Source organism: Streptococcus sp. 20925_1_22 (assembly GCF_041431685.1).
In the GTDB taxonomy this organism is placed as follows: Bacteria; Bacillota; Bacilli; order Lactobacillales; family Streptococcaceae; genus Streptococcus.
In genome coordinates, this window is record NZ_JAPVYE010000007.1 from 53,450 (window position 1) to 75,533 (window position 22,084).

Below are 22,084 nucleotides of genomic sequence, written 5' to 3' on the forward strand. Positions count from 1 at the left end.
AAGAAATTAACATTTCACCTCGCCAAAGTCAATTGCGAACCTAAAGGTTCGATTGACTAACGACAACCGCTATGGGGCGGTTTGTCTAGGCGATGTACTAGCTTTTCAAAAGGGAAATAATCGTTCCCTTTTGAACACTTCGCAAGAATCTCAAGAAACTAAAGGAGTAACTAATGTCTAAGAAACTTACCTTTCAAGAAATAATTTTGACTTTACAGCAGTTCTGGAATGATCAGGGTTGTATGCTCATGCAGGCTTATGACAATGAGAAGGGGGCGGGAACGATGAGTCCCTATACCTTCCTGCGGGCTATTGGGCCAGAGCCTTGGAATGCGGCTTATGTCGAGCCGTCTCGCCGGCCAGCAGATGGCCGTTATGGGGAAAATCCTAACCGTCTTTATCAGCACCACCAATTTCAGGTGGTTATGAAGCCTTCTCCAAGCAATATTCAAGAACTTTATTTGCAGTCTTTGGAACTCTTGGGTATCAATCCACTGGAGCATGATATTCGCTTTGTCGAGGATAACTGGGAAAATCCGTCAACCGGCTCGGCTGGTCTGGGCTGGGAAGTTTGGCTGGATGGTATGGAAATCACTCAGTTCACTTATTTCCAGCAGGTCGGAGGTCTGCCAACTCAGCCGGTGACTGCTGAGGTGACTTATGGTCTGGAGCGTCTGGCTTCTTATATCCAGGAAGTAGACTCTGTCTATGATATTGAGTGGGCTGATGGCGTTAAGTATGGCGAAATTTTCACGCATCCTGAGTATGAGCATTCCAAGTACAGCTTTGAGGTCAGCGATCAAGACTTGCTCTTGGGGAATTTTGAAAAGTTTGAAGCGGAAGCCAAGCGCTGTCTGGACGAGCATCTGGTGCACCCGGCCTATGACTATGTTCTCAAATGCTCGCATACCTTTAACCTCTTGGATGCGCGTGGCGCTGTATCTGTGACTGAGCGGGCTGGCTATATCGCTCGTATCCGGAATTTAGCACGTGTCGTGGCCAAGACCTTTGTGGCTGAGCGCAAGCGTCTGGGCTATCCGCTTTTGGATGCAGAGACTCGCGATAAACTCTTGGCAGAGGAGGGAGAATAATCATGGTAAAAAATTTATTAGTTGAATTAGGCTTGGAGGAAATGCCAGCCTATGTCGTGACACCGAGCATGAAGCAGCTGCGCGACAAGATGGGAGCCTTCCTGACAGACCATCGTCTGACCTTTGAGAAGATTGAAATGTTCTCAACGCCTCGCCGTTTGGCGGTGCGCGTGGTTGGCTTGGCGGACAAGCAGTCTGATTTGACAGAAGATTTCAAAGGTCCTTCTAAGAAAATTGCTCTGGATGAAGATGGGAACTTTACCAAGGCTGCAGAAGGCTTTGTCCGTGGCAAGGGTTTAACGGTTGATGACATTACTTTCCGCGAAATCAAAGGTGAAGAATACGTCTATGTGACCAAGGAAGAAATCGGTCGCCCTGTAGAAGAGATCATCCCAGCAGTGACAGAAGTTCTGCAAGCCCTGACCTTCCCTGTCAGCATGCACTGGGCCAACAACACCTTTGAATACATCCGCCCGGTCCACACCTTGACTGTACTCTTAGATGAGCAGGCCTTTGACTTGGATTTCTTGGATATCAAGAGCGGCCGTACTAGCCGAGGACACCGCTTCCTGGGTCAAGAAACGGAGATTGCTTCAGCAGATTCTTATGAAGATGACCTACGGGCTCAGTTTGTCATTGCCAGTCCTCTTGAGCGGGGAGATATGATTGTCGAGCAGATTCGAGCACTTGAAGAGGAGCACGGAGTTTCTATCGAGATTGACGAAGACCTACTCAATGAAGTGTTGAATCTGGTAGAATATCCAACTGCTTTTCTAGGTAATTTTGATGCCAAATATTTAGAGGTGCCTGAGGAAGTCTTGGTAACTTCCATGAAAGAGCACCAGCGTTATTTTGTTGTGCGCGATGCTGAAGGCAAACTTTTGCCGCACTTCATCTCTGTCCGCAATGGGAATGCAGAGCATTTAGAAAATGTCATCAAGGGAAATGAGAAAGTCTTGGTGGCTCGTCTGGAAGACGGGGAATTCTTCTGGCGGGAAGACCAAAAGCTGGCTATTGCTGACTTGGTTGAAAAGCTGAGCAATGTGACCTTCCACGAAAAGATTGGCTCTCTGGCAGAGCACATGGAGCGAACTGGCAAGATTGCTGCTCTCTTGGCACAAGAGGCAGGATTGGATGCTGATGAGACAGCTGACTTGGCTCGTGCAGCGGCTATTTATAAGTTTGATTTGCTGACTGGCATGGTTGGGGAATTTGATGAGCTGCAAGGTATCATGGGTGAAAAGTATGCTCTTCTGGCTGGTGAGAATGCTACGGTGGCAGCTGCCATTCGGGAGCACTATATGCCGACTTCAGCCGATGGCGAATTGCCTGACACCAAGGTCGGAGCAGTCTTGGCTCTGGCTGATAAGCTGGATACCATTCTGTCCTTCTTCTCAGTTGGGCTGATTCCGAGCGGTTCCAATGACCCGTATGCACTACGCCGTGCGACTCAGGGTGTTGTGCGTATCTTGGACAAGTTTGGCTGGAACATTGACTTGGCTCAGCTTCTTGGTCGACTTTACGAACTCAAGTTTGATAGTCTAAGCTATGAAAATCAAGAGGCAGTGCTGGACTTCTTCCGTGCCCGTGTTGAGAAGATGATGGATCGCAGCATTCCGAAAGACATTGTTACGTCTGTTCTTCAAAGCACTCACTTCGTTGTACGCGATTTGGTAGAAACAGCTGCGCTTCTAGCAGAAAAAGCTCAGGAAGCCAACTTCAAGTCAGCAGTCGAAAGCCTGTCTCGGGTCTTCAATCTAGCTGAGAAAGCCCAAGGGCAGACAGCTGTCAATCCAGCTCTCTTTGAAAATCAAGAGGAAAAAGATTTGGCAGCTGCTATTGAAGCAGTGGAGCTGACGGCAGACTTAGCTGCCAATCTGGACCAACTCTTTGCTCTCAGTCCAGTTATCGATGCTTTCTTTGACCATACCATGGTTATGGCAGAAGATGAAGCTGTGCGTAACAACCGCCTAGCTCTCCTAGCTTCATTGACGGCTAAGGCGGGACAGCTGGCCCAGTTTAATCAAATTAATACGAAATAAAAGGTAAGAGAGGTAGAATCATGGATCCTAAAAAAATTGAACGCATCAACGAACTGGCTAAAAAGAAAAAAACGGAAGGTTTAACTGCTGAGGAAAAAGTGGAACAAGCCAAGCTTCGTGAAGAGTATATCGAAGGCTACCGTCGCTCTGTTCGCCATCACATCGAAGGTATCAAGATTGTTGATGAGGATGGCAATGATGTGACACCTGAGAAATTGCGTCAAGTTCAGCGCGAGAAAGGTCTTCATGGCCGCAGTCTGGATGACCCAGAGTCTTAAGTAGATATAAAAAAATCCCTCGCTAGGAAGCTAGAAAGTTCCTGTCGAGGGGTTCTTTTATTCTTGTTTACGTTTTTTCAAAATGCGGAGGGCTACATAGATGCAGCTAACGATGATTGCTACATCCAGCCAGAAAATCCAAGGCTCTGTGATACGGAAAAAGAAATAAGCAGCGATGGCAATAATGAGGGACAGAATGCCTAAATCCATTTTTTCTTTGAGATTGAGTCTCATAGGTCTTCTTCCTCCTTTTTTTGTGCTTGACGAATCTTTCCTTTGGCAATGAAATGCATCATCAGTCCAAATCCAAGTCCTGCGGCTAATCCAGTTATAATGAGTTTAGGCTGAAGCAAAACTTGTAGGATATCTTTCTTTTCCATGACAGCTATCATGATGCTAAAGAGAGGGTAAAAGAGCAGCCAATAAGAGAAGCCTGCTTTGAGGCCAGCATGTTTCATAGCTTTCTCTTCTTTTTCATCCTGAAGTCCTAGCTCTAGATCATCAATTCCTTTGCGCCGTGCTTGGATGACTATATAGACACAGAAGCTGAGGATAAGGATTTCCAGCAGGATAGGATAGGCAACAGCGATAATTTTGGGCCAGCGAAAGGCTAGGGGAAAGGCGATGGCATTGCCAAAAATCAGAATAAAGAAAAGCCAAATAAAGCCTATATTTCCTAGATGCTCAGCCTGTTGGCGCTTTTGCTCGTCCAAAGGTCCAGTAATACCGTAAAATCGTTTAATCATCTTGTCTGAGAATGTTTCTTTTTTCATGTTTGTGTCCTTTCTTTAGGTATGAATGTTGCTGCAGGGAAAAATTCTTAGTCCTCTGAATCTTCATCTGTCAGCTGGGGTTCCCAAAAGAGGGCGTTGAGGTCAGTATCCAGCGCTCTAGCCAGATTGATACAGAGCTCGAGGGTGGGGTTGTATTTGTTGTTTTCAATCATATTGATAGTTTGCCGCGATACCCTGATAGACTTGGCCAACTCTAGCTGAGACATCTTTTTTTCTTTTCGAAATTCTTTGACACGATTCATTACACCCTTCCTTTCTAATTCTATAACTGATAACTTTCAGTAAGTTTGTCAGTTATATTTGACTTTTATTTTATGCTAGTATAATACTTTTCGGAAAAAGTGTCAAGTATATCTGACAAAAAATTTAAAAAAGGATTTCATCCGCTTACTTTTTCTTTTAAATTTTTTTTTGCTTTTGAATGTGATATAATAAGTAAGATATGACAAACGAATTTCATCACATTACAGTTCTTCTTCATGAAACGGTTGACCAGCTAGCTGTTAAGCCTGACGGCATCTATGTTGATGCGACCCTTGGGGGTGCTGGTCACAGCGAATATCTTTTGAGTCAGCTCGGAGATGAGGGGCATCTCTATGCCTTTGATCAGGACCAGACAGCTATTGACAATGCTAAAAAGCGCTTGGCTCCTTATGTAGAGCGGGGGATGGTGACCTTTATCAAGGACAATTTTCGCCATCTCAAGAGCCGTTTGCAAGAAGCTGGTGTGGAAGAAATTGATGGGATTTGTTATGACTTAGGCGTTTCCAGCCCTCAGCTGGATCAGCGTGAGCGTGGTTTCTCCTATAAACAGGATGCGCCTTTGGATATGCGCATGAACCGCGAGGCAGCCTTGACAGCTTTTGAGGTTGTCAATCATTATAGTTATCAGGATTTAGTACGAATCTTTTTTAAATACGGCGAAGACAAGTTTTCTAAGCAGATTGCTCGCAAGATTGAGCAGGCTAGAAGTGTCAAGCCTATAGAAACAACGACAGAACTGGCTGAAATTATCAAGTCGGCTAAGCCAGCTAAGGAGCTGAAGAAGAAAGGTCATCCAGCCAAGCAGATTTTTCAGGCCATTCGGATTGAGGTTAATGATGAACTGGGAGCGGCGGATGAGTCTATTCAGCAAGCAATTGATTTGCTGGCGGTGGACGGCCGGATTGCGGTCATTACCTTTCATTCGCTGGAAGACCGCCTGACCAAGCAGCTTTTCAAAGAGGCGTCGACAGTGGATGTTCCTAAAGGCTTGCCCTTCATTCCTGATGAACTGCAGCCTAAGCTGGAGCTGGTCAGCCGCAAACCAATTTTACCAAGCAAAGAAGAATTAGAAAGCAATAACCGGGCTCATTCCGCCAAGCTGCGCGTGGCCCGTAAGATACACAAGTGAGGAAGAAATGTCAGAAAAAAGACCAAACCCGCTTCAAGATCAGATGCGAAAATTTTCCCGAGTTGAGAAGGCCTTTTACGGCTCTATCGTTTTGACTGCCATTATTTTAGCGGTCAGTATCGTCTTTATGCAGACCAAACTATTGCAGGTAGATCGGGATTTGACGGAAGTCAATACACAGATCGAAGCGGAGCAGACAGAGCTGGCCGACATCAAGCAGGAAGTCAATGAACTGACCCGCTATGAAAGGCTGTCCCAGCTAGCCAGCTCTCAGGATATGAAACTCCAGAAGGGAAATCGTAAAACAGTGAGTTCAACGGATGAAGAATAAAATTTTTGAAAAAATTAAAAAATACGCCCTGAAAAATAGGCAAACCCCTGAATACAATCGGCGGCAAGTGGGAAAGAGCATGAGCATCTTAGCTATCTTTCTCTTTTTCGTTTTCTTGATTAATTTTGCCATTATTATCGGAACAGACCAGAAGTTCGGTGTTAATCTATCAAAAGGTGCAGAAGTTGTCCATCAAAAGACGGTCACAGTCGCTGCCCGGCGGGGAACTATCTATGACCGAAATGGAGTTCCCATTGCGGAGGATGCCACGACTTATAATGTCTATGCCATTATTGACAAGAGTTACAAGTCAGCTACCGGCAAGATTCTCTATGTGGAAGAATCCCAGTATGATAAGGTGGCAGAGATTTTCAATCAATACCTAGAGTTGGATAAGGACTACGTCAAAACCCAGCTGTCGCAGAAAAATCTCAAGCAGGTTTCCTTCGGGGCACAGGGTAATGGCATTACCTACAGTAATATGAATGCCATGCGGGAAGCCTTTGAAGCTGCTGGTATTGAAGGGATTGACTTTACTACCAGTCCTAACCGCAGTTATAATAACGGTGTGTTTGCTTCCCAGTTTATCGGTCTTGCTCAGCTGCAGGAGGATAAGGAAGGCAATAAGACTCTGAAAGGGACTTCTGGCATGGAGCAGGCACTGGATAGGATTCTTGCTGGTCAGAATGGGATTGTGACCTATGAAAAAGACCGAAACGGTAATGTTGTACCTGGGTCAGAAAAGGTCTCTGTACAGGCAGAAGATGGCAAGGATGTTTATACAACGCTGTCAGCTGATTTGCAAACCTACCTAGAAACGCGGATGAATGCCTTCCAGGAAAAGGTTAAAGGCAAGTTTGTCAATGCAACCTTGGTCAGTGCCAAGACCGGCGAAATCCTAGCCACTTCTCAACGGCCGACCTATAATGCAGATACTAAGGAAGGCTTGAATGAGAAAAATCTGGGCAACTGGAACACCATGCTCTATCAAGGCCAGTACGAGCCTGGTTCTACCATGAAAGTCATGACTCTGGCTTCAGCTATTGATAATGGCAGCTTTAATCCTCATGATACTTTTGACAGTAGAGAGTACAAGGTTATGGATGCGACCATTCGAGACTGGAACGTCAACATGGGGATTTCAGAAGGGGAAACCCTGACCTTTGCCCAAGGATTTACCTATTCCAGTAACGTCGGTATGACTATTCTAGAGCAGAAGATGGGCAATGACAAGTGGCTAGACTACTTGAGTAAGTTTAAGTTTGGTCTGCCGACCCGCTTCGGGATGGGGAATGAAACCTATGGCTCCTTGCCAGGTGATAACTATGTTACGATTGCCATGAGTTCTTTCGGTCAAGGGATTGGTGTGACCCAGGTGCAGATGCTGCGCGCCTTCTCGTCCGTTGCCAATGATGGTGTCATGGTTGAGCCTAAGTTTATCAATGCTATCCATGATCCTAAAACCAATACAGCTCGTAAGACTGCGACGGAAATTATCGGAAATCCTGTCTCAGAAAAAGCAGCTCAAACCACTCGGGATTATATGGTTCAAGTCGGAACAGACCCCTACAAAGGAACCCTGAATGTCGGTGGCGAGCCTGTTATTCAAGTGGCTGGTCAGAATGTAGCTGTTAAGTCAGGGACCGCTCAGATCTCTTCTGAAAATGGTTATCTAGAGGGTGAGAATGACAATATCTATTCAGTTGTTGCCATGACGCCGGCAGAAAATCCTGAATTTATCATGTATGTGACTGTTCAGCAGCCTGAGGAAAAATTCCAGCCAATATTCTGGCAGGAAGTGGTCAATCCGGTCTTGGAAGAAGCAGTCGCTCTCAAAGACAGCCTTAATCTGACAACGGAGGCAACTCCAGCTCTTGAAACAGTCACTGAAGAAACCAGTTATAAAATGCCGTCCGTAGAAAAACTGACCAAGCAACTAGGTCTGAAAAATCAAATCAGTCCTGGCGGTCTGGCAGATGAATTGAGCCGCAACCTAGTCCAGCCAATTGTTCTGGGAACAGGTGGCAAGATTAAAAAAGTATCTGTCAAAGAGGGTAAAAATCTCAAGGCTAATCAACAGGTTTTGATCTTGTCAGATGATTTAGAAAGTCTGCCTGATATGTACGGCTGGACCAAGGCAAATGTCGAACGTTTTGCCAAGTGGCAGGACATCGAAGTCACTTTCAAAGGAGAGGGCTCTAAGGTCGTCAAGCAGAGCGAGAAGACCAATACTTCGCTGAAAAATCTCAAGAAAATAACAATTACAATGGGAGACTAATATGCTTATTGCTCTTATTGCAGGAATCGTAACTTTTATCCTAACTATCATCGGCATTCCTGCCTTTATTCGTTTTTACCATAAGGCTCGTATCACAGGCCAACAAATGCACGAAGATGTCAAGCAGCATCAGGCCAAGGCCGGAACACCAACCATGGGTGGTACTGTCTTTCTCTTGACATCTGTTCTGGCCAGCTTTGTTATCGGTTTGATTTCGCATCAGCTGTCCAACGGCCTCATCATGATTCTTTTTATCTTGGTCCTGTATGGTGTTGTCGGCTTTTTGGATGACTTCCTCAAGGTGTTTCGTAAGATCAATGAGGGTCTTAATCCCAAGCAGAAACTATTTCTGCAGCTGGTCGGCGGAGTTGTCTTTTACTTCTTTTACAATCAGCACGGGGCAGGTGACTATCTAAATGTCTTCACCGTTCCTGTCCATCTGGGCTTCCTCTATGTCTTTTTCGTCCTTTTTTGGCTGATTGGCTTCTCCAATGCTGTCAATCTGACGGATGGAATTGATGGTTTGGCCAGTATCTCGGTGGTCATCAGCTTGGTGGCCTATGCTGTGATTGCTGTCGAGCAGAAGCGTTTTGATATTTTGATTGTCATCATCAGTATGATTGGTGGCTTGCTAGGCTTCTTTGTTTTCAACCATAAGCCTGCTAAAATCTTCATGGGAGATGTAGGAAGCTTGGCTTTGGGTGGTATGCTGGCTGCTATCTCTATTTCCCTTCACCAAGAGTGGACCCTGCTCTTGATTGGTATTGTCTATGTATTTGAGACGACTTCTGTCATGATGCAGGTGACCTACTTCAAGTTAACTGGTGGCAAGCGGATTTTCCGGATGACTCCAGTTCATCATCACTTTGAGCTGGGTGGCCTAACTGGCCACGGCAAGGAGTGGAGCGAGTGGAAGGTCGATTTCTTCTTCTGGGGAATCGGTATTGTGGGCAGTCTCTTGACCCTGGCTATCCTATATCTATAGCAAGAAGCGAGTCTCTGGCTCGCTTTTCTGCTTCTTAGATTTGAGGGTAAGCAGGATGGTTATTTTTTTGGTATAATAGTTAGGATAATAGAATAGAGGACAATATGAAATTTACAGAATTTAAGTTTAAAGATTATATTCAGGAAGCGCTTAGGGATTTGAACTTCGTTGAAGCGACTCCAGTCCAAGAAAAGCTGATTCCTGTGGTATTGTCAGGTCGGGATTTGGTTGGCGAGTCCAAGACAGGCTCTGGTAAGACCCACACGTTTTTGCTGCCGATCTTTCAAATGCTGGATGAGGAAGCAGACAGCGTTCAGGCTGTTATTACAGCCCCAAGTCGGGAGCTGGCAGCGCAGATTTATCAGGCCGCTCGTCAGTTAGCTAGTTTTTCTGAAAAAGAGATTCGGGTGGCCAATTATGTCGGTGGAACTGACAAGGCTCGTCAGATTGGGAAGTTAGAGTCCAGTCAGCCTCATATCGTCATCGGAACGCCGGGGCGGATTTATGACTTGGTAGAGTCTGGCGACTTGGCCATTCACAAGGCCAAGACCTTTGTCGTTGACGAGGCAGATATGACACTGGACATGGGCTTTTTGGCGACGGTTGATAAGATTGCAGGCCGGTTGCCAAAAGACCTGCAGTTTCTTGTTTTTTCAGCGACCATTCCACAGAAGCTTCAGCCTTTTTTGAAAAAATACCTGTCTAATCCAGTCATTGAGCAGATTAAGACCAAGACGGTCATTGCCGACACCATTGAAAACTGGCTCTTGTCAACCAAGGGACGAGACAAGAATGCCCAGATATATCAAATCAGTCAACTCCTGCAGCCTTATCTGGCCATGATTTTCGTCAATACCAAGACGAGGGCAGATGAGCTGCACAGCTATCTGACAGCCCAAGGGCTCAAAGTTGCTAAAATTCATGGAGATATTGCTCCGCGGGAGCGCAAGCGTATCATGAATCAGGTCAAAAATCTGGATTTTGAGTACATTGTCGCTACTGACTTGGCAGCGCGGGGGATTGATATCGAAGGTGTCAGCCATGTTATCAACGATGCCATTCCTCAGGACTTGTCTTTCTTTGTCCATCGGGTAGGCCGGACCGGCCGTAATGGTCTTCCCGGCACAGCCATTACTCTCTACCAGCCGAGTGACGACTCAGATATTCGGGAGTTGGAAAAGATGGGGATTAAGTTCGTTCCCAAGATGATAAAAGATGATGAGTTTCAGGATTCCTACGATCGAGACCGTCGGGCCAATCGGGAAAAGAGCCGGGAGAAGCTGGATACGGAAATGCTGGGGCTGGTCAAGAAGAAAAAGAAAAAAATCAAACCAGGCTACAAGAAAAAAATCCAGTGGGCTGTTAACGAAAAGCGCCGCAAGACCAAGCGAGCAGAGAATCGTGCACGTGGCCGGGCAGAACGTAAGGCTAAGCGCGAAACCTTTTAGTGATATACTTTTCTTATCGCTGTGATAAGAAAAATATATTAGTCTTTATGAGATAGATATGATAGACTAGTGAAACTAGTCTATTTTTATATTGGGCTTAGTGTGGCTTATTTGATATTTAGGAACACGAGATTTGCACTAGCTACTCACGTTTTGACTGCTAAAAGACAGTAAAAGCGAAGCAAATTCTTTGTTTTGTTCCAGAATTGTGTTAAAATATTTCATTATCAAGAAAAGGAAGTAATAATGGCGGTTACAACTTATCTTCTGACAACTGGTTGGTATGAGGAGTTCCTCAAGTTCATTCCAGATGGTAAATTATTTAGTTTAAGGGCTGTTTTTGAGGCTATTCCCGGTATTTTGCAAAATCTGCCAATCACCCTTCTCTTGACGGTGGGTGGTGCAGTCTTTGGTATTTTGCTTGCCATGGTTTTTGCTGTCGTCAAGATTAATCGGGTTAAAGTCCTGTATCCGATTCAGGCTTTCTTTGTCAGCTTTCTGAGAGGAACACCTCTTCTGGTCCAGCTCATGCTGACCTATTTTGGGATTCCTTTATTGCTCAAGGCCATCAATCAGAAGTATGGTACAAGCTTTAATATCAACGAGATCCCAGCGTCTGTCTTTGCGATTGTTGCCTTTGCTTTCAACGAAGCGGCTTATGCCAGTGAGACCATCCGGGCAGCAATCTTGTCCGTAGATCCGGGAGAAATCGAGGCTGCTCGCAGCTTAGGGATGACCAACAAGCAGGTTTATATGCGTGTCATTATCCCCAATGCAGCAGTAGTGGCGACACCTAGTCTGATTAATTCCCTGATTGGCTTAACCAAGGGAACTTCTCTGGCCTTTAGTGCCGGTGTAGTGGAAATTTTTGCCAAGGCACAGGCTATCGCGGGGGCGGACTACCGTTACTTTGAGCGTTTTATTTCGGTTTCGCTGATTTATTGGGCAGTCAATATTCTCATTGAGCAACTTGGTCGCTGGATTGAAAAGATGATGGATATTAAACAGCCGGATAAATTTGAATCGCTTCAGCAAGCAGAAGGAGAAGGAATCTGATGATTAATATTTCACATTTAAGTAAGACTTTTTCAGGTCAAAAGGTTCTGGATGATCTCAGTTTGGACATTCAAAAAGGTGAAGTAGTGGCTTTGATTGGCTCTTCAGGTGCTGGGAAGTCAACTTTCCTCCGCAGTCTCAACTATCTGGAACAGCCTGATAGCGGAAAGATTACTATCGACGGCTTCAAAGTGGATTTTTCAAGGATTTCCAAAGATGAGATTTTGCTACTGCGCCGCAAGCTAGCCATGGTTTTTCAGCAGTTCAACCTCTTTTCCCGTCGGACAGCTCTGGAAAATGTCAAGGAAGGTCTGCTGGTAGTTAAGAAACTGTCAGACCAAGAAGCGACTAAGATAGCCAAGGAAGAGTTAGCAAAAGTTGGCTTGTCAGACCGAGAAAATCACTATCCTAGACATTTGTCAGGCGGACAGAAGCAGAGGGTAGCCTTGGCAAGGGCTTTAGCTATGAAGCCAGATGTTCTTTTGCTAGACGAGCCGACCTCAGCCTTGGATCCCGAGTTGGTCGGAGAAGTAGAGAAATCAATCGCTGATGCAGCCAAGTCTGGCCAAACCATGATTCTGGTCAGTCATGATATGTCCTTTGTCGCTCAGGTTGCGGATAGAGTACTCTTTTTGGACAAGGGGAAAATCATAGAGTCTGGGACACCAGATGAAATTATCCATCAACCAAAGGAAGAAAGAACCAAGGAATTTTTTGCTAGTTACAAACGGACCTATATTTGATATAATAGAGACAGTGAAGGCTCAGTTGGCTAGACCAGCTGAGTTTGTTTTCAGTCTTAGCATACTGTGGGGCAGGCTTTCTTGTCTAGTGGGTGTTTTATATTGACGGCTAGATTTGGAATTGTTCCCTTTCTATGCACTATGAGGCTGATTGACCTTTGAGGAGTTGACATGTTAGATCAAATATTTGCACTTTATATCGAGAGCTTGCTTTATACAGCAGTCGGTGTAGGGATCATTGCGGGTTTATGGATTGGACTGCGGATGATTCGCCGCAAGGACAAGACAGCCAAGGAGCGCCAGAGTCATCTGTATGATGTCCTTCTGATTGTCATTATGACGATTCCAGTCCTGTCTTTTGCGACGTTGGGCCTGCTCATTGTCCTAAAAGCTTAAATGCTTGTAAAACTGTAGAAAAGTTGTTAGAATAATTCTAGTTACAACAAGGAGAAAGAAAAGTTATGTACGATACAATTATTATTGGAGCTGGGCCTGCTGGCATGACAGCTGCCCTCTATGCAGCCCGCAGCAACCTAAAAGTTGCCCTGCTGGAGCGCGGTATTCCTGGTGGTCAGATGAACAATACTGCTGACATTGAAAACTATCCAGGCTATGCTAATATCAGCGGTCCTGAGCTAGCAGAGAAAATGTTTGAGCCTCTTGAGAATCTGGGTGTTGAACATCTATTTGGCCTAGTAGAGAAAATTGAAGACCGAGGTGATTTCAAGGAAATCATCACAGAGGATGAGCGTTTTGAAGCTAAAACAGTCATCATTGCTTCTGGTGCCAATCATCGTCATCTGGGGGTTCCTGGCGAGGAAGACTACAACAGCCGCGGCGTTTCCTACTGTGCGGTCTGTGATGGCGCATTTTTCCGTGATGAAGACCTATTGGTTGTCGGTGGTGGTGACTCGGCTGTAGAGGAGGCTATTTTCCTGACGCGCTTTGCAAAAAGTGTGACCATTGTCCACCGTCGAGATGAGTTGCGAGCACAAAAGGTGCTGCAGGATCGCGCCTTTGCCAACGAAAAGATTCGCTTTGTCTGGGATTCTGTGGTGGAAAGTATCCATGGTGATGAACGTAAGGTGACTGGTGTAACCTTCAAGAATGTCAAGACAGGTGAGGTTAGTCAGGCAGAGTTTCGCGGTATCTTTATCTATGTTGGCCTAGATCCAGTTAGTGAATTTGCTGCGGACTTGGGCATCACTGATGAGGCTGGCTGGATTCTGACGGATCATCAGATGAAGACATCTGTAGCTGGCATCTACGCTGTTGGTGATGTTCGCCAGAAAGACCTGCGCCAGATTACGACAGCTGTTGGCGATGGTGCCATTGCCAGTCAGGAAGCCTACAAATACCTTACAGAGCAAGCATAAAAATATAAGCTAAGCAAGTGTGTCTATTCAAGTGAGTTGACAGGATTTGCTTAGCTTTTTTGGAATTATGATATAATATAAGGTATCTAGCATAAAGGAGCAAGAAGATGTACCCAGATGATAGTTTAACGCTGCACACTGATTTGTACCAAATCAACATGATGCAGGTTTATTTCAAGCAAAATATTCACAACAAGCATGCAGTTTTTGAAGTTTTTTTCCGTAAGAATCCTTTTAATAACGGCTACGCGGTCTTTGCGGGCTTGGAAAGAATTATTTCCTATCTCAATAATCTGACCTTCAGCCAGAGCGATTTAGATTATTTGCAAACCCTGGGCTATCACGGAGAGTTTCTGGATTATTTGCGAAATCTCAAGATGAGCCTGACCGTAAGGTCTGTTCAGGAAGGTGATTTGGTTTTTGCCAATGAGCCAATTGTGCAGGTAGAAGGTCCACTGGCTCAGTGTCAGCTGGTTGAGACTGCTCTGCTCAATATCGTTAATTTTCAGACCCTGATTGCTACCAAGGCAGCCCGTATACGCTCTGTCATCGAAGATGAACCTCTGATGGAGTTCGGTACGCGCCGGGCCCAGGAAATGGATGCTGCTATTTGGGGGACCAGGGCTGCGGTGATTGGCGGAGCGAACGGTACCAGTAATGTCCGGGCTGGCAAGCTCTTTGATATTCCAGTCTTGGGAACGCATGCCCATGCTCTCGTTCAAGTCTATGGAAATGATTACGAAGCCTTTAAAGCTTACGCTGGGACTCATCATAACTGTGTTTTCCTAGTAGACACCTACGATACACTGCGTCTAGGTGTTCCGGCAGCCATTCGGGTGGCGCGTGAGCTAGGAGACAAGATTAAGTTTCTGGGTGTCCGCATTGATTCGGGAGACCTTGCCTATATTTCTAAGAAGGTTCGGCAGCAATTAGATGAAGCTGGCTTCCCTGATGCTAAGATTTATGCGTCCAATGATCTGGATGAAAATACCATTCTCAACTTAAAAATGCAAAAAGCTAAGATTGATGTCTGGGGTGTGGGAACCAAGCTCATTACAGCCTACGACCAGCCGGCTTTAGGGGCGGTTTATAAGATTGTTGCTATTGAAGATGAGACTGGTGAATTACGCAATACCATCAAGCTGTCCAATAATGCTGAAAAAGTTTCTACTCCAGGAAAGAAGCAGGTTTGGCGCATTACCAGCCGTGAAAAAGGGAAGTCTGAGGGTGACTACATTACCTATGATGGCCTTGATGTCAATGGCTTGGAAGAGCTGGAAATGTTCCATCCAACCTATACCTACATTAATAAGACAGTTAAGGATTTTGATGCTGTACCGCTTTTGGTGGAGATTTTCCAAGAAGGAAATTTGGTCTATTCTCAGCTGAGCCTGACCGAAATTCAAGCCTATGCCCGTAAGGAATTTGATAAACTTTGGGACGAGTACAAGCGGGTTCTCAATCCACAGGATTATCCAGTTGACCTGGCTCGAGATATTTGGCAGGATAAGATGGACTTAATTGACCAGATGCGCAAGAAAGCCTACCAGACAGGAGCAGAAAAATGAGCCTACAAGAAGAAATTATCGCTCAACTGGGCGTCAAACCAGTGATTGACCCGGAGGAAGAAATCCGCAAGTCGGTCGACTTTCTCAAGGCTTATCTAAGAAAGCATCCTTTTTTGAAAAGCTATGTCCTGGGAATTTCTGGTGGTCAGGACTCAACCTTGGCTGGCCGCTTGGCTCAGCTGGCTGTAGAAGAAATGCGGGCTGAGACAGGCGATAATGGCTATCGTTTTATCGCTGTCCGCCTGCCTTACGGTGTTCAGGCAGATGAAGATGATGCGCAAAAGGCTCTTGCTTTTATCCAGCCTGATGTCAGTCTGACAGTTAATATCAAGGAATCTGCTGATGCTATGACAAGGGCTGTAGAGGCAACGGGAGCCAAAGTCTCTGATTTTAACAAGGGCAATATCAAGGCGCGTAGCCGTATGATTGCCCAGTATGCTTTGGCTGGTTCATACAGTGGGGCTGTCATTGGGACGGATCATGCAGCCGAAAATGTCACGGCCTTTTTCACCAAGTTTGGGGATGGCGGAGCAGATATCTTACCACTTTACCGTCTTAATAAACGTCAAGGCAAGAAGCTTTTGGCCGCCTTGGGAGCGGATCCGGCTCTCTATGAAAAGGTGCCGACAGCTGACTTGGAAGAGGAAAAACCTGGGATTGCGGATGAAGTCGCTCTAGGCGTGACCTACAATGAAATTGACGATTATCTTGAAGGTAAGTCCGTTTCAGCCCAAGCCCAAGAAACTATCGAGTCTTGGTGGCATAAAGGCCAGCACAAACGCCATTTGCCAATTACAATTTTTGACGAATTTTGGAAGTGAAAATCTCTATCGAATCTTTTTAGTCTGAGCCAAGAAATGAGGAAGCTATGAAAAAGATAGGTACACAGTTCATTGAAACCAAACGTCTTTTGCTAAGACCTTTTCTGGAATCGGATGCACAAGCTATGTATGACAACTGGGCTTCTCGTCCGGATAATTTGCTGCATGTGACCTGGGATGCTCACGAGAGTCCTGAAGTCACCAAACAGTCTATTGCTCGCTGGGTTGAGAATTATCAAAACATGGATTTTTACAAGTGGGCCATCTGCCTGAAAGAAAATCCTGATTCTGTAATCGGGGACATCAGTGTGGTGGACATGGATGAGGCAGTCAATGCTTGCGAGGTCGGTTACATTCTAAGTAAAGACTATTGGGGACAAGGATTGATGACAGAAGCTTTGAAAGCTGTTTTGAACAACCTCTTGCAAGACGCAGGTTTCAATCGTGTCACAGCAAAATTTGTAACAGCCAATCCAGCTTCTGGGCGTGTCATGGCCAAAGCTGGCATGAGCTACGAGGGCACTTTCCGTCAGGCTGTATTTCATAAAGGACAAGTCAAAGATGTTTCCGTCTATGGAATCCTAAAATCCGATTTAAAAAAGGCTAGGACTCTTTTGTCCAGCCTTTTTACTTGCGCTCCTTTTTTAAAGTTCTATAATAGATGTATAATGACAAGGAGGATTCTATGCATTCGTTAGAACAAGATTTTACAGATAAGTTGTATGCTGCTTATGAGGCCAATCCCAAGTTTGCAGCAATGGAAAATGCTATCAGTCACAATGGCCTTTTGACTTCTTTGGAGAAGCGAAGCGCTGCCGTGGAAAATACACCAGTTTTTTCACTAGATCTCACGAAAGATAAGGTCAGTGACCAGAAAGCTTCAGGGCGCTGTTGGATGTTTGCAGCTCTTAATACTTTCCGCCACAAGATGATTGCGAACTTCCAATTGGAAGATTTTGAGCTATCTCAGGCCCATACCTTCTTTTGGGATAAATATGAAAAATCCAACTGGTTCTTAGAGCAGGTGCTGGCGACAGCTGACCAAGAATTGACTAATCGCAAGGTCAAGTTTCTCTTAGACACGCCTCAGCAGGATGGCGGTCAGTGGGATATGGTTGTTTCCCTCTTTGAGAAATACGGGGTCGTACCCAAGTCGGTCTATCCAGAGTCAATCTCTTCCAGTGACAGTCGCGAGCTCAATCAGATTCTCAATAAACTCCTGCGTCAAGATGCGCAGATTTTGCGAGAATTAGCAGCGGAAGGGGCAGAATCGGCTGAACTTCAGGCCAAGAAAGAAGAACTCTTACAGGAAGTCTTTAACTTTCTAGCTATGAATTTAGGATTGCCGCCTCGCCAGTTTGACTTTTCTTATCGCGATAAGGACAATCATTTCCATAGCGAGAGCGGATTGACACCTCTGACTTTCTATCAAAAATATGTCGATCTAAAGCTAGATGACTATGTTTCTATCATCAATGCGCCGACTGCAGACAAGCCTTATGGTCGGTCCTATTCAGTTGAGATGTTGGGCAATGTCGTTGGCAGCAAGCCCGTTCGTTATTTGAATGTTGAAATGGACCGACTAAAAGAGCTGGCTATCGCTCAAATGCAGGCTGGTGAGACCGTTTGGTTTGGCTCGGATGTTGGTCAGTCTAGCAATCGCAAGGAAGGTGTTATGGCAGAGGGGATGCACGATTTCACTGCCAGCATGGATATTGGACTAACTCAGGACAAGGCTGGCCGCTTGGACTATAGCGAAAGCCTCATGACCCACGCCATGGTCTTGACAGGGGTAGACTTGGATGAAAATGGTAAGGCTAAGAAATGGAAGGTCGAAAACTCTTGGGGTGAAAAGGTTGGTAATAAGGGCTATTTCGTAGCCAGTGACGCTTGGATGGACGAATATACCTATCAAATCGTCGTCCGAAAGGAGTTTCTGACAGCCGCAGAATTAGCTGCATATGAAGCAGAGCCTCTTGTCCTAGCTCCCTGGGATCCCATGGGAGCTTTGGCAAAGTAAGCTTTGATGAGAGAATAAGAAAAGAGTAAGAATTTTTCATTCTTACTCTTTTAGTTTATATTTTAATCTTCGTCACTCTAGTCATCTCCACCGTTACCGGAAGATGAGTCGCTGTGGTTAGAAGAGTTATTGTTTGAATCACCAGAATGCTCACTGGAAGCTGATGTGTCAGAGCTAGCTTCTGTACTGTAACTGCTATAGCTAGAATAGTTATAGTACTGCTGGTTATTGTAGTAACGGTTATAGCCAGTACCACTGTTGAGGTAGACATAAGAGCCACTGCGGTAGAGACCATCTGGCATTTCCCAATCTTCTGAAGCAGAGCCGTCTTGAGCTAGGTAAAGCATCATTTCGCGGTAGACATCTGTTGCAACCTTAACCCCGTCATCAAGAATTGGTGTCAGGCGGTTAGAGTAGCCGGTCCAAACAGCCATTGAATACTTAGGCGTGTAACCAACGAAGAGCTCGTCAGGTGTAACAATGCTAGAATAGTAGTAAGGCTTGGTCAACTTAGCTAATTCATCGTCAGCATAGTTGGAGGTACCGGTCTTACCGGCCTGATAAACACCAGAAATAGCAGCGTTTGTACCTGAACCAGACTGCAAGACTGCTTTCATCATATCGGTCATCATGTAGGCTGTCGTTTCCTTCATAGCCTTGGAACCATTGTTGGAGAAGGTCTTCTCCGTTCCGTCACTGAAGACGACGCGATTGACATACTGAGGTTTGTAGTAAGTACCGCCATTGGCAAAAGCAGCATAGGCAGCAGCCATTTTTTCACTGCTGGCTCCGTACTCGTTACCGGATTTGCTGGTATTACTTGAAAAGGCATTAACATAAAACATTTCAGGATAGTTAATCCCAATACGATTTAGGAACTTGAGAGACTCATCCAGACCAACGGCTTCCAGCGTTTTCACGGCAGGAACGTTCCGGGACTCCTGAATAGCGTATTGAATCGTCATCCCGCCATAGTATTTCTTATCCCAGTTGTAGACTGGTGTGCTGGAATACGGGAAGTTATATGGAGCATCCGTGATAGGAGCGGCTGTCGAAGTATAGACTTCATTTTCCAGAGCTGGAGCATAATCGGTGATTGGCTTCATTGTTGAACCGAAGTCACGGTTGGTTTCAACAGCTTGGTTGGTACCAAAGGATACATTGGTAGATTGGTTACGAGAACCGAGCTGGGCAATGACTTTACCAGTTTGCACATCCATAACGGTGGACGCAACCTGCATTTCGTCATCTGGATAAGCTACATAGTCTCCTGTGTTGTAAATATCCCAGAGTTTCTTTTGGGCATCAGTGTTGACGTTTGTATAGACTTCCATACCAGTTGTCAGGACATTGTAGCCAGTCTCTTCTTCTACTTGTTCAATTACTTCCTTAAGATAATTATCCATGTAAGCAGGATAGCTAGTGGAAGCTTTCAAGCTTTGAAGTCCATCGGTTACAGGAGTATTCTTAGCTTGCTCATACTGCTCATCTGTGATGTACTTGAGATCATGCATCTCACGAAGTACCAGATTACGACGGTTGGTCGCAGCCTCTGGGTGAGTGTAAGGGTCATATTGGTTAGGAGCCTGAGGCATACCTGCCAGTAGAGCTGTTTGGTGTAAGCTCAAGTCTTTTAGGTCCTTGCCATAGTAGCTTCGGGCTGCTGTCTGCATACCGTAGTTACTGTTAGACATGTAGACTTTGTTGACATAATAGGTTAATATTTGCTGCTTGGTCGCTTTACGCTCAAGCTGAGCGGCCAGCCAAGCTTCTTGGATTTTACGTGAAAGAGTCGCATCTGAAGAAGAGGTTGAGAAATAGGACAGCTTAATCAATTGCTGGGTCAGAGTTGATCCCCCTTGGCGACCTCCGCGGATGTTGCTAACAAGGGCACCTGCAATCCGAATAAAGTCTACCCCGCGGTGATTGAAGAAGCGATGGTCTTCAATGGCGACAATGGCGTTGACCAAATCCGTAGGAATTTCACTTGTTTCAGCATTGACCCGCTTTTCAGCGCCTAGGTCCGCAATCAAATTGTTATTGCTGTCAAAAATCTTACTGGATGTGGTCGCAATCAGGTCTTTTTCAGAAAGCTTAGGAGCCTTGACCGCATAGTAGGTAAATACCAAACAGCCAATCACGAATCCAATCATAAGCAGGGTTATAAGTGCACTTGCAAGATATTTCAAAGCCTGCATAAGAGTTTGTTTATTCATTTATAATACCACCTAGTAGTTTTTGTTCGATAATTTCAAGATAAGGGATGCTGGGAAGTTGCTGCATTTCAATCGGATAACCATGCTCTTGAATGTAGGTTAAGGGCATGGACTTCCCTCCCTTGTCGATCTTGTAAAACTCAATTAAATAAGAAGCGGGAAGCAGGTAAGTCTCCCTTAAGCTGGAAAAATGCAGTAAGACAAAGCAGATGCCCTTTTGCTCAAGGACAGCCTCCATGTGCTCAATCTGATGCGAATGAAAATTTTTCATGGGCATCGATTTTTTCTGTCGGGTTTCCTTGGCTTCAAAGTCAATATAATGGCCCTTGTAGACACCAGAATAGTCTGTTGTGGAAGCTTGCCGAAAGTAAGCCTCTACAATCTTGGCTCGGCTACGGTGCGGATAATCAACCTTGACAATCTGAATGGGGGTGGGCTTTTTATGGATGACAGCGAGTCCTCTGCTTAGATAGTAGCTGTTGGATTCGTTAATCATCTTTTCAAAAGACATCCCACGATTGGCAAAGTTAATCATGCCGGGAACTGGCCTATTGATACTGCTTTTTGCCTTTAGCTTATGTGGATAGTTGACCATAAAACTCCTTATTGGTACAATAGCATCACTCTATTATACCACAAAAAACTTTTTTAAGGGAGAATAAATGACCAGTCTACTAATAACAGGCTACAAAGCCTTTGAAATCGGCATTTCGACGGAAAAAGACATGAGAATAAACATCATAAAAGAAGCCGCTAAGAGGGACTTAATCCGTTTTTTGGAAGATGGAGTAGATTGGCTGGTTTTTATGGGCAATCTGGGCTTCGAGTCTTGGGTTTTGGAGCTAGCCAACGACTTGAAAAAGGACTATGAATTTCAGACGGCAACCATCTTTCTCTTTGAGAATCAAGGTGAAAATTGGAACGAAGCCAATCAAGCAAAATTAGCTGCTTTTAAACAAACCGATTTTGTTAAGTATGCTTATCCGACCTACCAAAATCCAAGTCAGTTTCGTGATTACAATCAATTCGTCATTCAAAATACAGATGGTGCCTACCTCTTTTACGATGAAGAACAGGAGACAAAATTGAAATATCTTTACCAAGAAATGAAAAAACAAGAACAATATTTTATCAAAAAATTAACATTTGATGACCTGAATGAAGTGGCCGAAAATTTTTCGGGAAATTAGATGATAAATCTTGATTTTTATTGGGCATTTTGTTTATAATTGAATATGACAAACTAGATTGGAGAGAGAAGATGGCAAGTATTATTTTTACAGCAAAAGATATTTTTGATCAGGATTTTAAACGCGAAGTACGCGGCTATAGTAAGTCTGAAGTGGATGAGTTTTTGGACGATATTATCAAGGATTATGAGACTTATGCAGCCTTGGTAAAGGAGCTGCGTGAGGAAAATCGCCGTCTCAAGGAAGAGTTGGCTGCGAAGCCGGTTGAAAAAGCACCGGTTCAGCCGACTCAGCCTGTCCAATCAACACAAGCGACTCAGTCAACTGCAGAAAGCTTCCCTCAGATGACTTCTGCGACTAATTTTGATATCTTGAAGCGCTTGAACCGTCTTGAAAAGGAAGTATTCGGAAAACAAATTCTGGATCGTGAATAATGGTTCTTTTAGAACAGTGC

Annotated in this window: 22 protein-coding genes and 1 pseudogene; 18 read left to right on the plus strand and 5 right to left on the minus strand. The window is 45.0% G+C overall.

What is annotated here, in order from left to right; all coding sequences use genetic code 11:
• Window positions 1-173: 173 nt before the first annotated feature.
• The 3 genes from glyQ to O3621_RS09960 are packed head-to-tail and all read left to right on the plus strand — an operon-like array spanning window position 174 to window position 3,411.
• Window positions 174-1,091: a glycine--tRNA ligase subunit alpha gene (glyQ, locus tag O3621_RS09950; protein ID WP_125331659.1), complete on the plus strand. Its 918-nt coding sequence runs from the start codon at window positions 174-176 to the stop codon at window positions 1,089-1,091.
• Window positions 1,092-1,093: 2 nt separating this feature from the next.
• Window positions 1,094-3,133, plus strand: coding sequence for a glycine--tRNA ligase subunit beta (glyS, locus tag O3621_RS09955; RefSeq protein ID WP_371514124.1), 2,040 nt, complete (start codon window positions 1,094-1,096; stop codon window positions 3,131-3,133).
• Between the two features lie 20 nt (window positions 3,134-3,153).
• The gene (locus tag O3621_RS09960; protein ID WP_002916326.1) at window positions 3,154-3,411 is read left to right on the plus strand and encodes a DUF896 family protein; all 258 of its coding nucleotides are present in this window, start codon (window positions 3,154-3,156) and stop codon (window positions 3,409-3,411) included.
• A 57-nt stretch (window positions 3,412-3,468) separates the two neighbouring features.
• Here O3621_RS09960 and O3621_RS09965 read toward each other — a convergent pair whose 3' ends face one another.
• From O3621_RS09965 to O3621_RS09975, 3 genes are read right to left on the minus strand one after another with little or no spacing between them, the layout of a single operon-like run.
• Window positions 3,469-3,645, minus strand: coding sequence for a hypothetical protein (locus tag O3621_RS09965; RefSeq protein WP_002927526.1), 177 nt, complete (start codon window positions 3,643-3,645; stop codon window positions 3,469-3,471).
• Entirely contained in the window at window positions 3,642-4,184 is a 543-nt protein-coding gene (locus O3621_RS09970; RefSeq protein ID WP_371514125.1) for a DUF3278 domain-containing protein, read from the minus strand. The genes O3621_RS09965 and O3621_RS09970 overlap by 4 nt, the downstream gene beginning before the upstream one ends.
• 47 nt (window positions 4,185-4,231) lie before the next feature.
• Entirely contained in the window at window positions 4,232-4,447 is a 216-nt protein-coding gene (locus O3621_RS09975) for a helix-turn-helix transcriptional regulator (protein WP_371514126.1), read from the minus strand.
• Between the two features lie 200 nt (window positions 4,448-4,647).
• Between O3621_RS09975 and rsmH the strand changes: the two genes are divergently transcribed.
• The 13 genes and pseudogenes from rsmH to pepC all read left to right on the plus strand — a co-directional run bounded on the left by rsmH (window position 4,648) and on the right by pepC (window position 18,224).
• On the plus strand, window positions 4,648-5,598 hold the full coding sequence (rsmH, locus tag O3621_RS09980; protein WP_002903293.1) for a 16S rRNA (cytosine(1402)-N(4))-methyltransferase RsmH: 951 nt from the start codon (window positions 4,648-4,650) through the stop codon (window positions 5,596-5,598).
• Window positions 5,599-5,605: 7 nt separating this feature from the next.
• Window positions 5,606-5,929, plus strand: a complete 324-nt coding sequence (gene ftsL / locus O3621_RS09985) for a cell division protein FtsL (RefSeq protein ID WP_002893529.1) — start codon at window positions 5,606-5,608, stop codon at window positions 5,927-5,929.
• The gene (pbp2X, locus tag O3621_RS09990) at window positions 5,919-8,207 is read left to right on the plus strand and encodes a penicillin-binding protein PBP2X (RefSeq protein WP_371514127.1); all 2,289 of its coding nucleotides are present in this window, start codon (window positions 5,919-5,921) and stop codon (window positions 8,205-8,207) included. The genes ftsL and pbp2X overlap by 11 nt, the downstream gene beginning before the upstream one ends.
• 1 nt (window position 8,208) lies before the next feature.
• A complete protein-coding gene (mraY, locus tag O3621_RS09995; RefSeq protein ID WP_371514128.1) occupies window positions 8,209-9,192 on the plus strand; it encodes a phospho-N-acetylmuramoyl-pentapeptide-transferase in 984 nt (327 codons plus the stop codon).
• Between the two features lie 104 nt (window positions 9,193-9,296).
• Window positions 9,297-10,640, plus strand: a complete 1,344-nt coding sequence (locus tag O3621_RS10000; RefSeq protein WP_371514129.1) for a DEAD/DEAH box helicase — start codon at window positions 9,297-9,299, stop codon at window positions 10,638-10,640.
• Between the two features lie 246 nt (window positions 10,641-10,886).
• Window positions 10,887-11,696, plus strand: coding sequence for an amino acid ABC transporter permease (locus O3621_RS10005; RefSeq protein WP_371514130.1), 810 nt, complete (start codon window positions 10,887-10,889; stop codon window positions 11,694-11,696).
• Window positions 11,696-12,439 carry an amino acid ABC transporter ATP-binding protein gene (locus O3621_RS10010; RefSeq protein WP_371514131.1) on the plus strand — a complete coding sequence of 248 codons (744 nt, stop codon included), beginning with the start codon at window positions 11,696-11,698 and terminating at the stop codon, window positions 12,437-12,439. Before O3621_RS10005 ends, O3621_RS10010 begins: the two co-directional genes overlap by 1 nt.
• 171 nt (window positions 12,440-12,610) lie before the next feature.
• Window positions 12,611-12,835, plus strand: coding sequence for a DUF4059 family protein (locus tag O3621_RS10015; protein ID WP_002893522.1), 225 nt, complete (start codon window positions 12,611-12,613; stop codon window positions 12,833-12,835).
• A 65-nt stretch (window positions 12,836-12,900) separates the two neighbouring features.
• Window positions 12,901-13,815 carry a thioredoxin-disulfide reductase gene (gene trxB / locus O3621_RS10020; RefSeq protein ID WP_371514132.1) on the plus strand — a complete coding sequence of 305 codons (915 nt, stop codon included), beginning with the start codon at window positions 12,901-12,903 and terminating at the stop codon, window positions 13,813-13,815.
• Between the two features lie 107 nt (window positions 13,816-13,922).
• Entirely contained in the window at window positions 13,923-15,383 is a 1,461-nt protein-coding gene (locus O3621_RS10025) for a nicotinate phosphoribosyltransferase (RefSeq protein WP_111675387.1), read from the plus strand.
• Window positions 15,380-16,204 carry an ammonia-dependent NAD(+) synthetase gene (gene nadE / locus O3621_RS10030; protein ID WP_371514133.1) on the plus strand — a complete coding sequence of 275 codons (825 nt, stop codon included), beginning with the start codon at window positions 15,380-15,382 and terminating at the stop codon, window positions 16,202-16,204. Before O3621_RS10025 ends, nadE begins: the two co-directional genes overlap by 4 nt.
• A 47-nt stretch (window positions 16,205-16,251) precedes the next feature.
• Window positions 16,252-16,806, plus strand: a pseudogene (locus O3621_RS10035) (GNAT family N-acetyltransferase); the annotation flags it as partial.
• Window positions 16,807-16,889: 83 nt separating this feature from the next.
• Window positions 16,890-18,224, plus strand: coding sequence for an aminopeptidase C (gene pepC / locus O3621_RS10040; RefSeq protein ID WP_314449821.1), 1,335 nt, complete (start codon window positions 16,890-16,892; stop codon window positions 18,222-18,224).
• 77 nt (window positions 18,225-18,301) lie between these two features.
• Here pepC and pbp1a read toward each other — a convergent pair whose 3' ends face one another.
• Both pbp1a and recU read right to left on the minus strand, forming a co-directional pair.
• Window positions 18,302-20,440: a penicillin-binding protein PBP1A gene (gene pbp1a, locus O3621_RS10045; RefSeq protein ID WP_314449822.1), complete on the minus strand. Its 2,139-nt coding sequence runs from the start codon at window positions 20,438-20,440 to the stop codon at window positions 18,302-18,304.
• Entirely contained in the window at window positions 20,433-21,035 is a 603-nt protein-coding gene (gene recU / locus O3621_RS10050) for a Holliday junction resolvase RecU (protein WP_002911298.1), read from the minus strand. Before recU ends, pbp1a begins: the two co-directional genes overlap by 8 nt.
• Before the next feature lie 67 nt (window positions 21,036-21,102).
• Between recU and O3621_RS10055 the strand changes: the two genes are divergently transcribed.
• A complete protein-coding gene (locus O3621_RS10055) occupies window positions 21,103-21,630 on the plus strand; it encodes a DUF1273 domain-containing protein (protein WP_002903279.1) in 528 nt (175 codons plus the stop codon).
• 71 nt (window positions 21,631-21,701) lie between these two features.
• On the plus strand, window positions 21,702-22,064 hold the full coding sequence (gene gpsB / locus O3621_RS10060; RefSeq protein ID WP_023917285.1) for a cell division regulator GpsB: 363 nt from the start codon (window positions 21,702-21,704) through the stop codon (window positions 22,062-22,064).
• The last annotated feature ends 20 nt before the right edge of the window (window positions 22,065-22,084 follow it).

Coding starts and splice junctions, on each gene's coding strand:
- O3621_RS09960 (WP_002916326.1), top strand. CDS start 3,154: ATGGATCCTAAAAAAATTGAACGCATCAACGAACTGGCTAAAAAGAAA.
- ftsL (WP_002893529.1), top strand. CDS start 5,606: ATGTCAGAAAAAAGACCAAACCCGCTTCAAGATCAGATGCGAAAATTT.
- glyS (WP_371514124.1), top strand. CDS start 1,094: ATGGTAAAAAATTTATTAGTTGAATTAGGCTTGGAGGAAATGCCAGCC.
- O3621_RS09975 (WP_371514126.1), bottom strand. CDS start 4,447: ATGAATCGTGTCAAAGAATTTCGAAAAGAAAAAAAGATGTCTCAGCTA.
- O3621_RS10055 (WP_002903279.1), top strand. CDS start 21,103: ATGACCAGTCTACTAATAACAGGCTACAAAGCCTTTGAAATCGGCATT.
- O3621_RS09965 (WP_002927526.1), bottom strand. CDS start 3,645: ATGAGACTCAATCTCAAAGAAAAAATGGATTTAGGCATTCTGTCCCTC.
- gpsB (WP_023917285.1), top strand. CDS start 21,702: ATGGCAAGTATTATTTTTACAGCAAAAGATATTTTTGATCAGGATTTT.
- pbp2X (WP_371514127.1), top strand. CDS start 5,919: ATGAAGAATAAAATTTTTGAAAAAATTAAAAAATACGCCCTGAAAAAT.
- mraY (WP_371514128.1), top strand. CDS start 8,209: ATGCTTATTGCTCTTATTGCAGGAATCGTAACTTTTATCCTAACTATC.
- rsmH (WP_002903293.1), top strand. CDS start 4,648: ATGACAAACGAATTTCATCACATTACAGTTCTTCTTCATGAAACGGTT.
- pbp1a (WP_314449822.1), bottom strand. CDS start 20,440: ATGAATAAACAAACTCTTATGCAGGCTTTGAAATATCTTGCAAGTGCA.
- trxB (WP_371514132.1), top strand. CDS start 12,901: ATGTACGATACAATTATTATTGGAGCTGGGCCTGCTGGCATGACAGCT.
- O3621_RS10015 (WP_002893522.1), top strand. CDS start 12,611: ATGTTAGATCAAATATTTGCACTTTATATCGAGAGCTTGCTTTATACA.
- O3621_RS10005 (WP_371514130.1), top strand. CDS start 10,887: ATGGCGGTTACAACTTATCTTCTGACAACTGGTTGGTATGAGGAGTTC.
- O3621_RS10000 (WP_371514129.1), top strand. CDS start 9,297: ATGAAATTTACAGAATTTAAGTTTAAAGATTATATTCAGGAAGCGCTT.
- recU (WP_002911298.1), bottom strand. CDS start 21,035: ATGGTCAACTATCCACATAAGCTAAAGGCAAAAAGCAGTATCAATAGG.
- O3621_RS09970 (WP_371514125.1), bottom strand. CDS start 4,184: ATGAAAAAAGAAACATTCTCAGACAAGATGATTAAACGATTTTACGGT.
- O3621_RS10025 (WP_111675387.1), top strand. CDS start 13,923: ATGTACCCAGATGATAGTTTAACGCTGCACACTGATTTGTACCAAATC.
- glyQ (WP_125331659.1), top strand. CDS start 174: ATGTCTAAGAAACTTACCTTTCAAGAAATAATTTTGACTTTACAGCAG.
- O3621_RS10010 (WP_371514131.1), top strand. CDS start 11,696: ATGATTAATATTTCACATTTAAGTAAGACTTTTTCAGGTCAAAAGGTT.
- pepC (WP_314449821.1), top strand. CDS start 16,890: ATGCATTCGTTAGAACAAGATTTTACAGATAAGTTGTATGCTGCTTAT.
- nadE (WP_371514133.1), top strand. CDS start 15,380: ATGAGCCTACAAGAAGAAATTATCGCTCAACTGGGCGTCAAACCAGTG.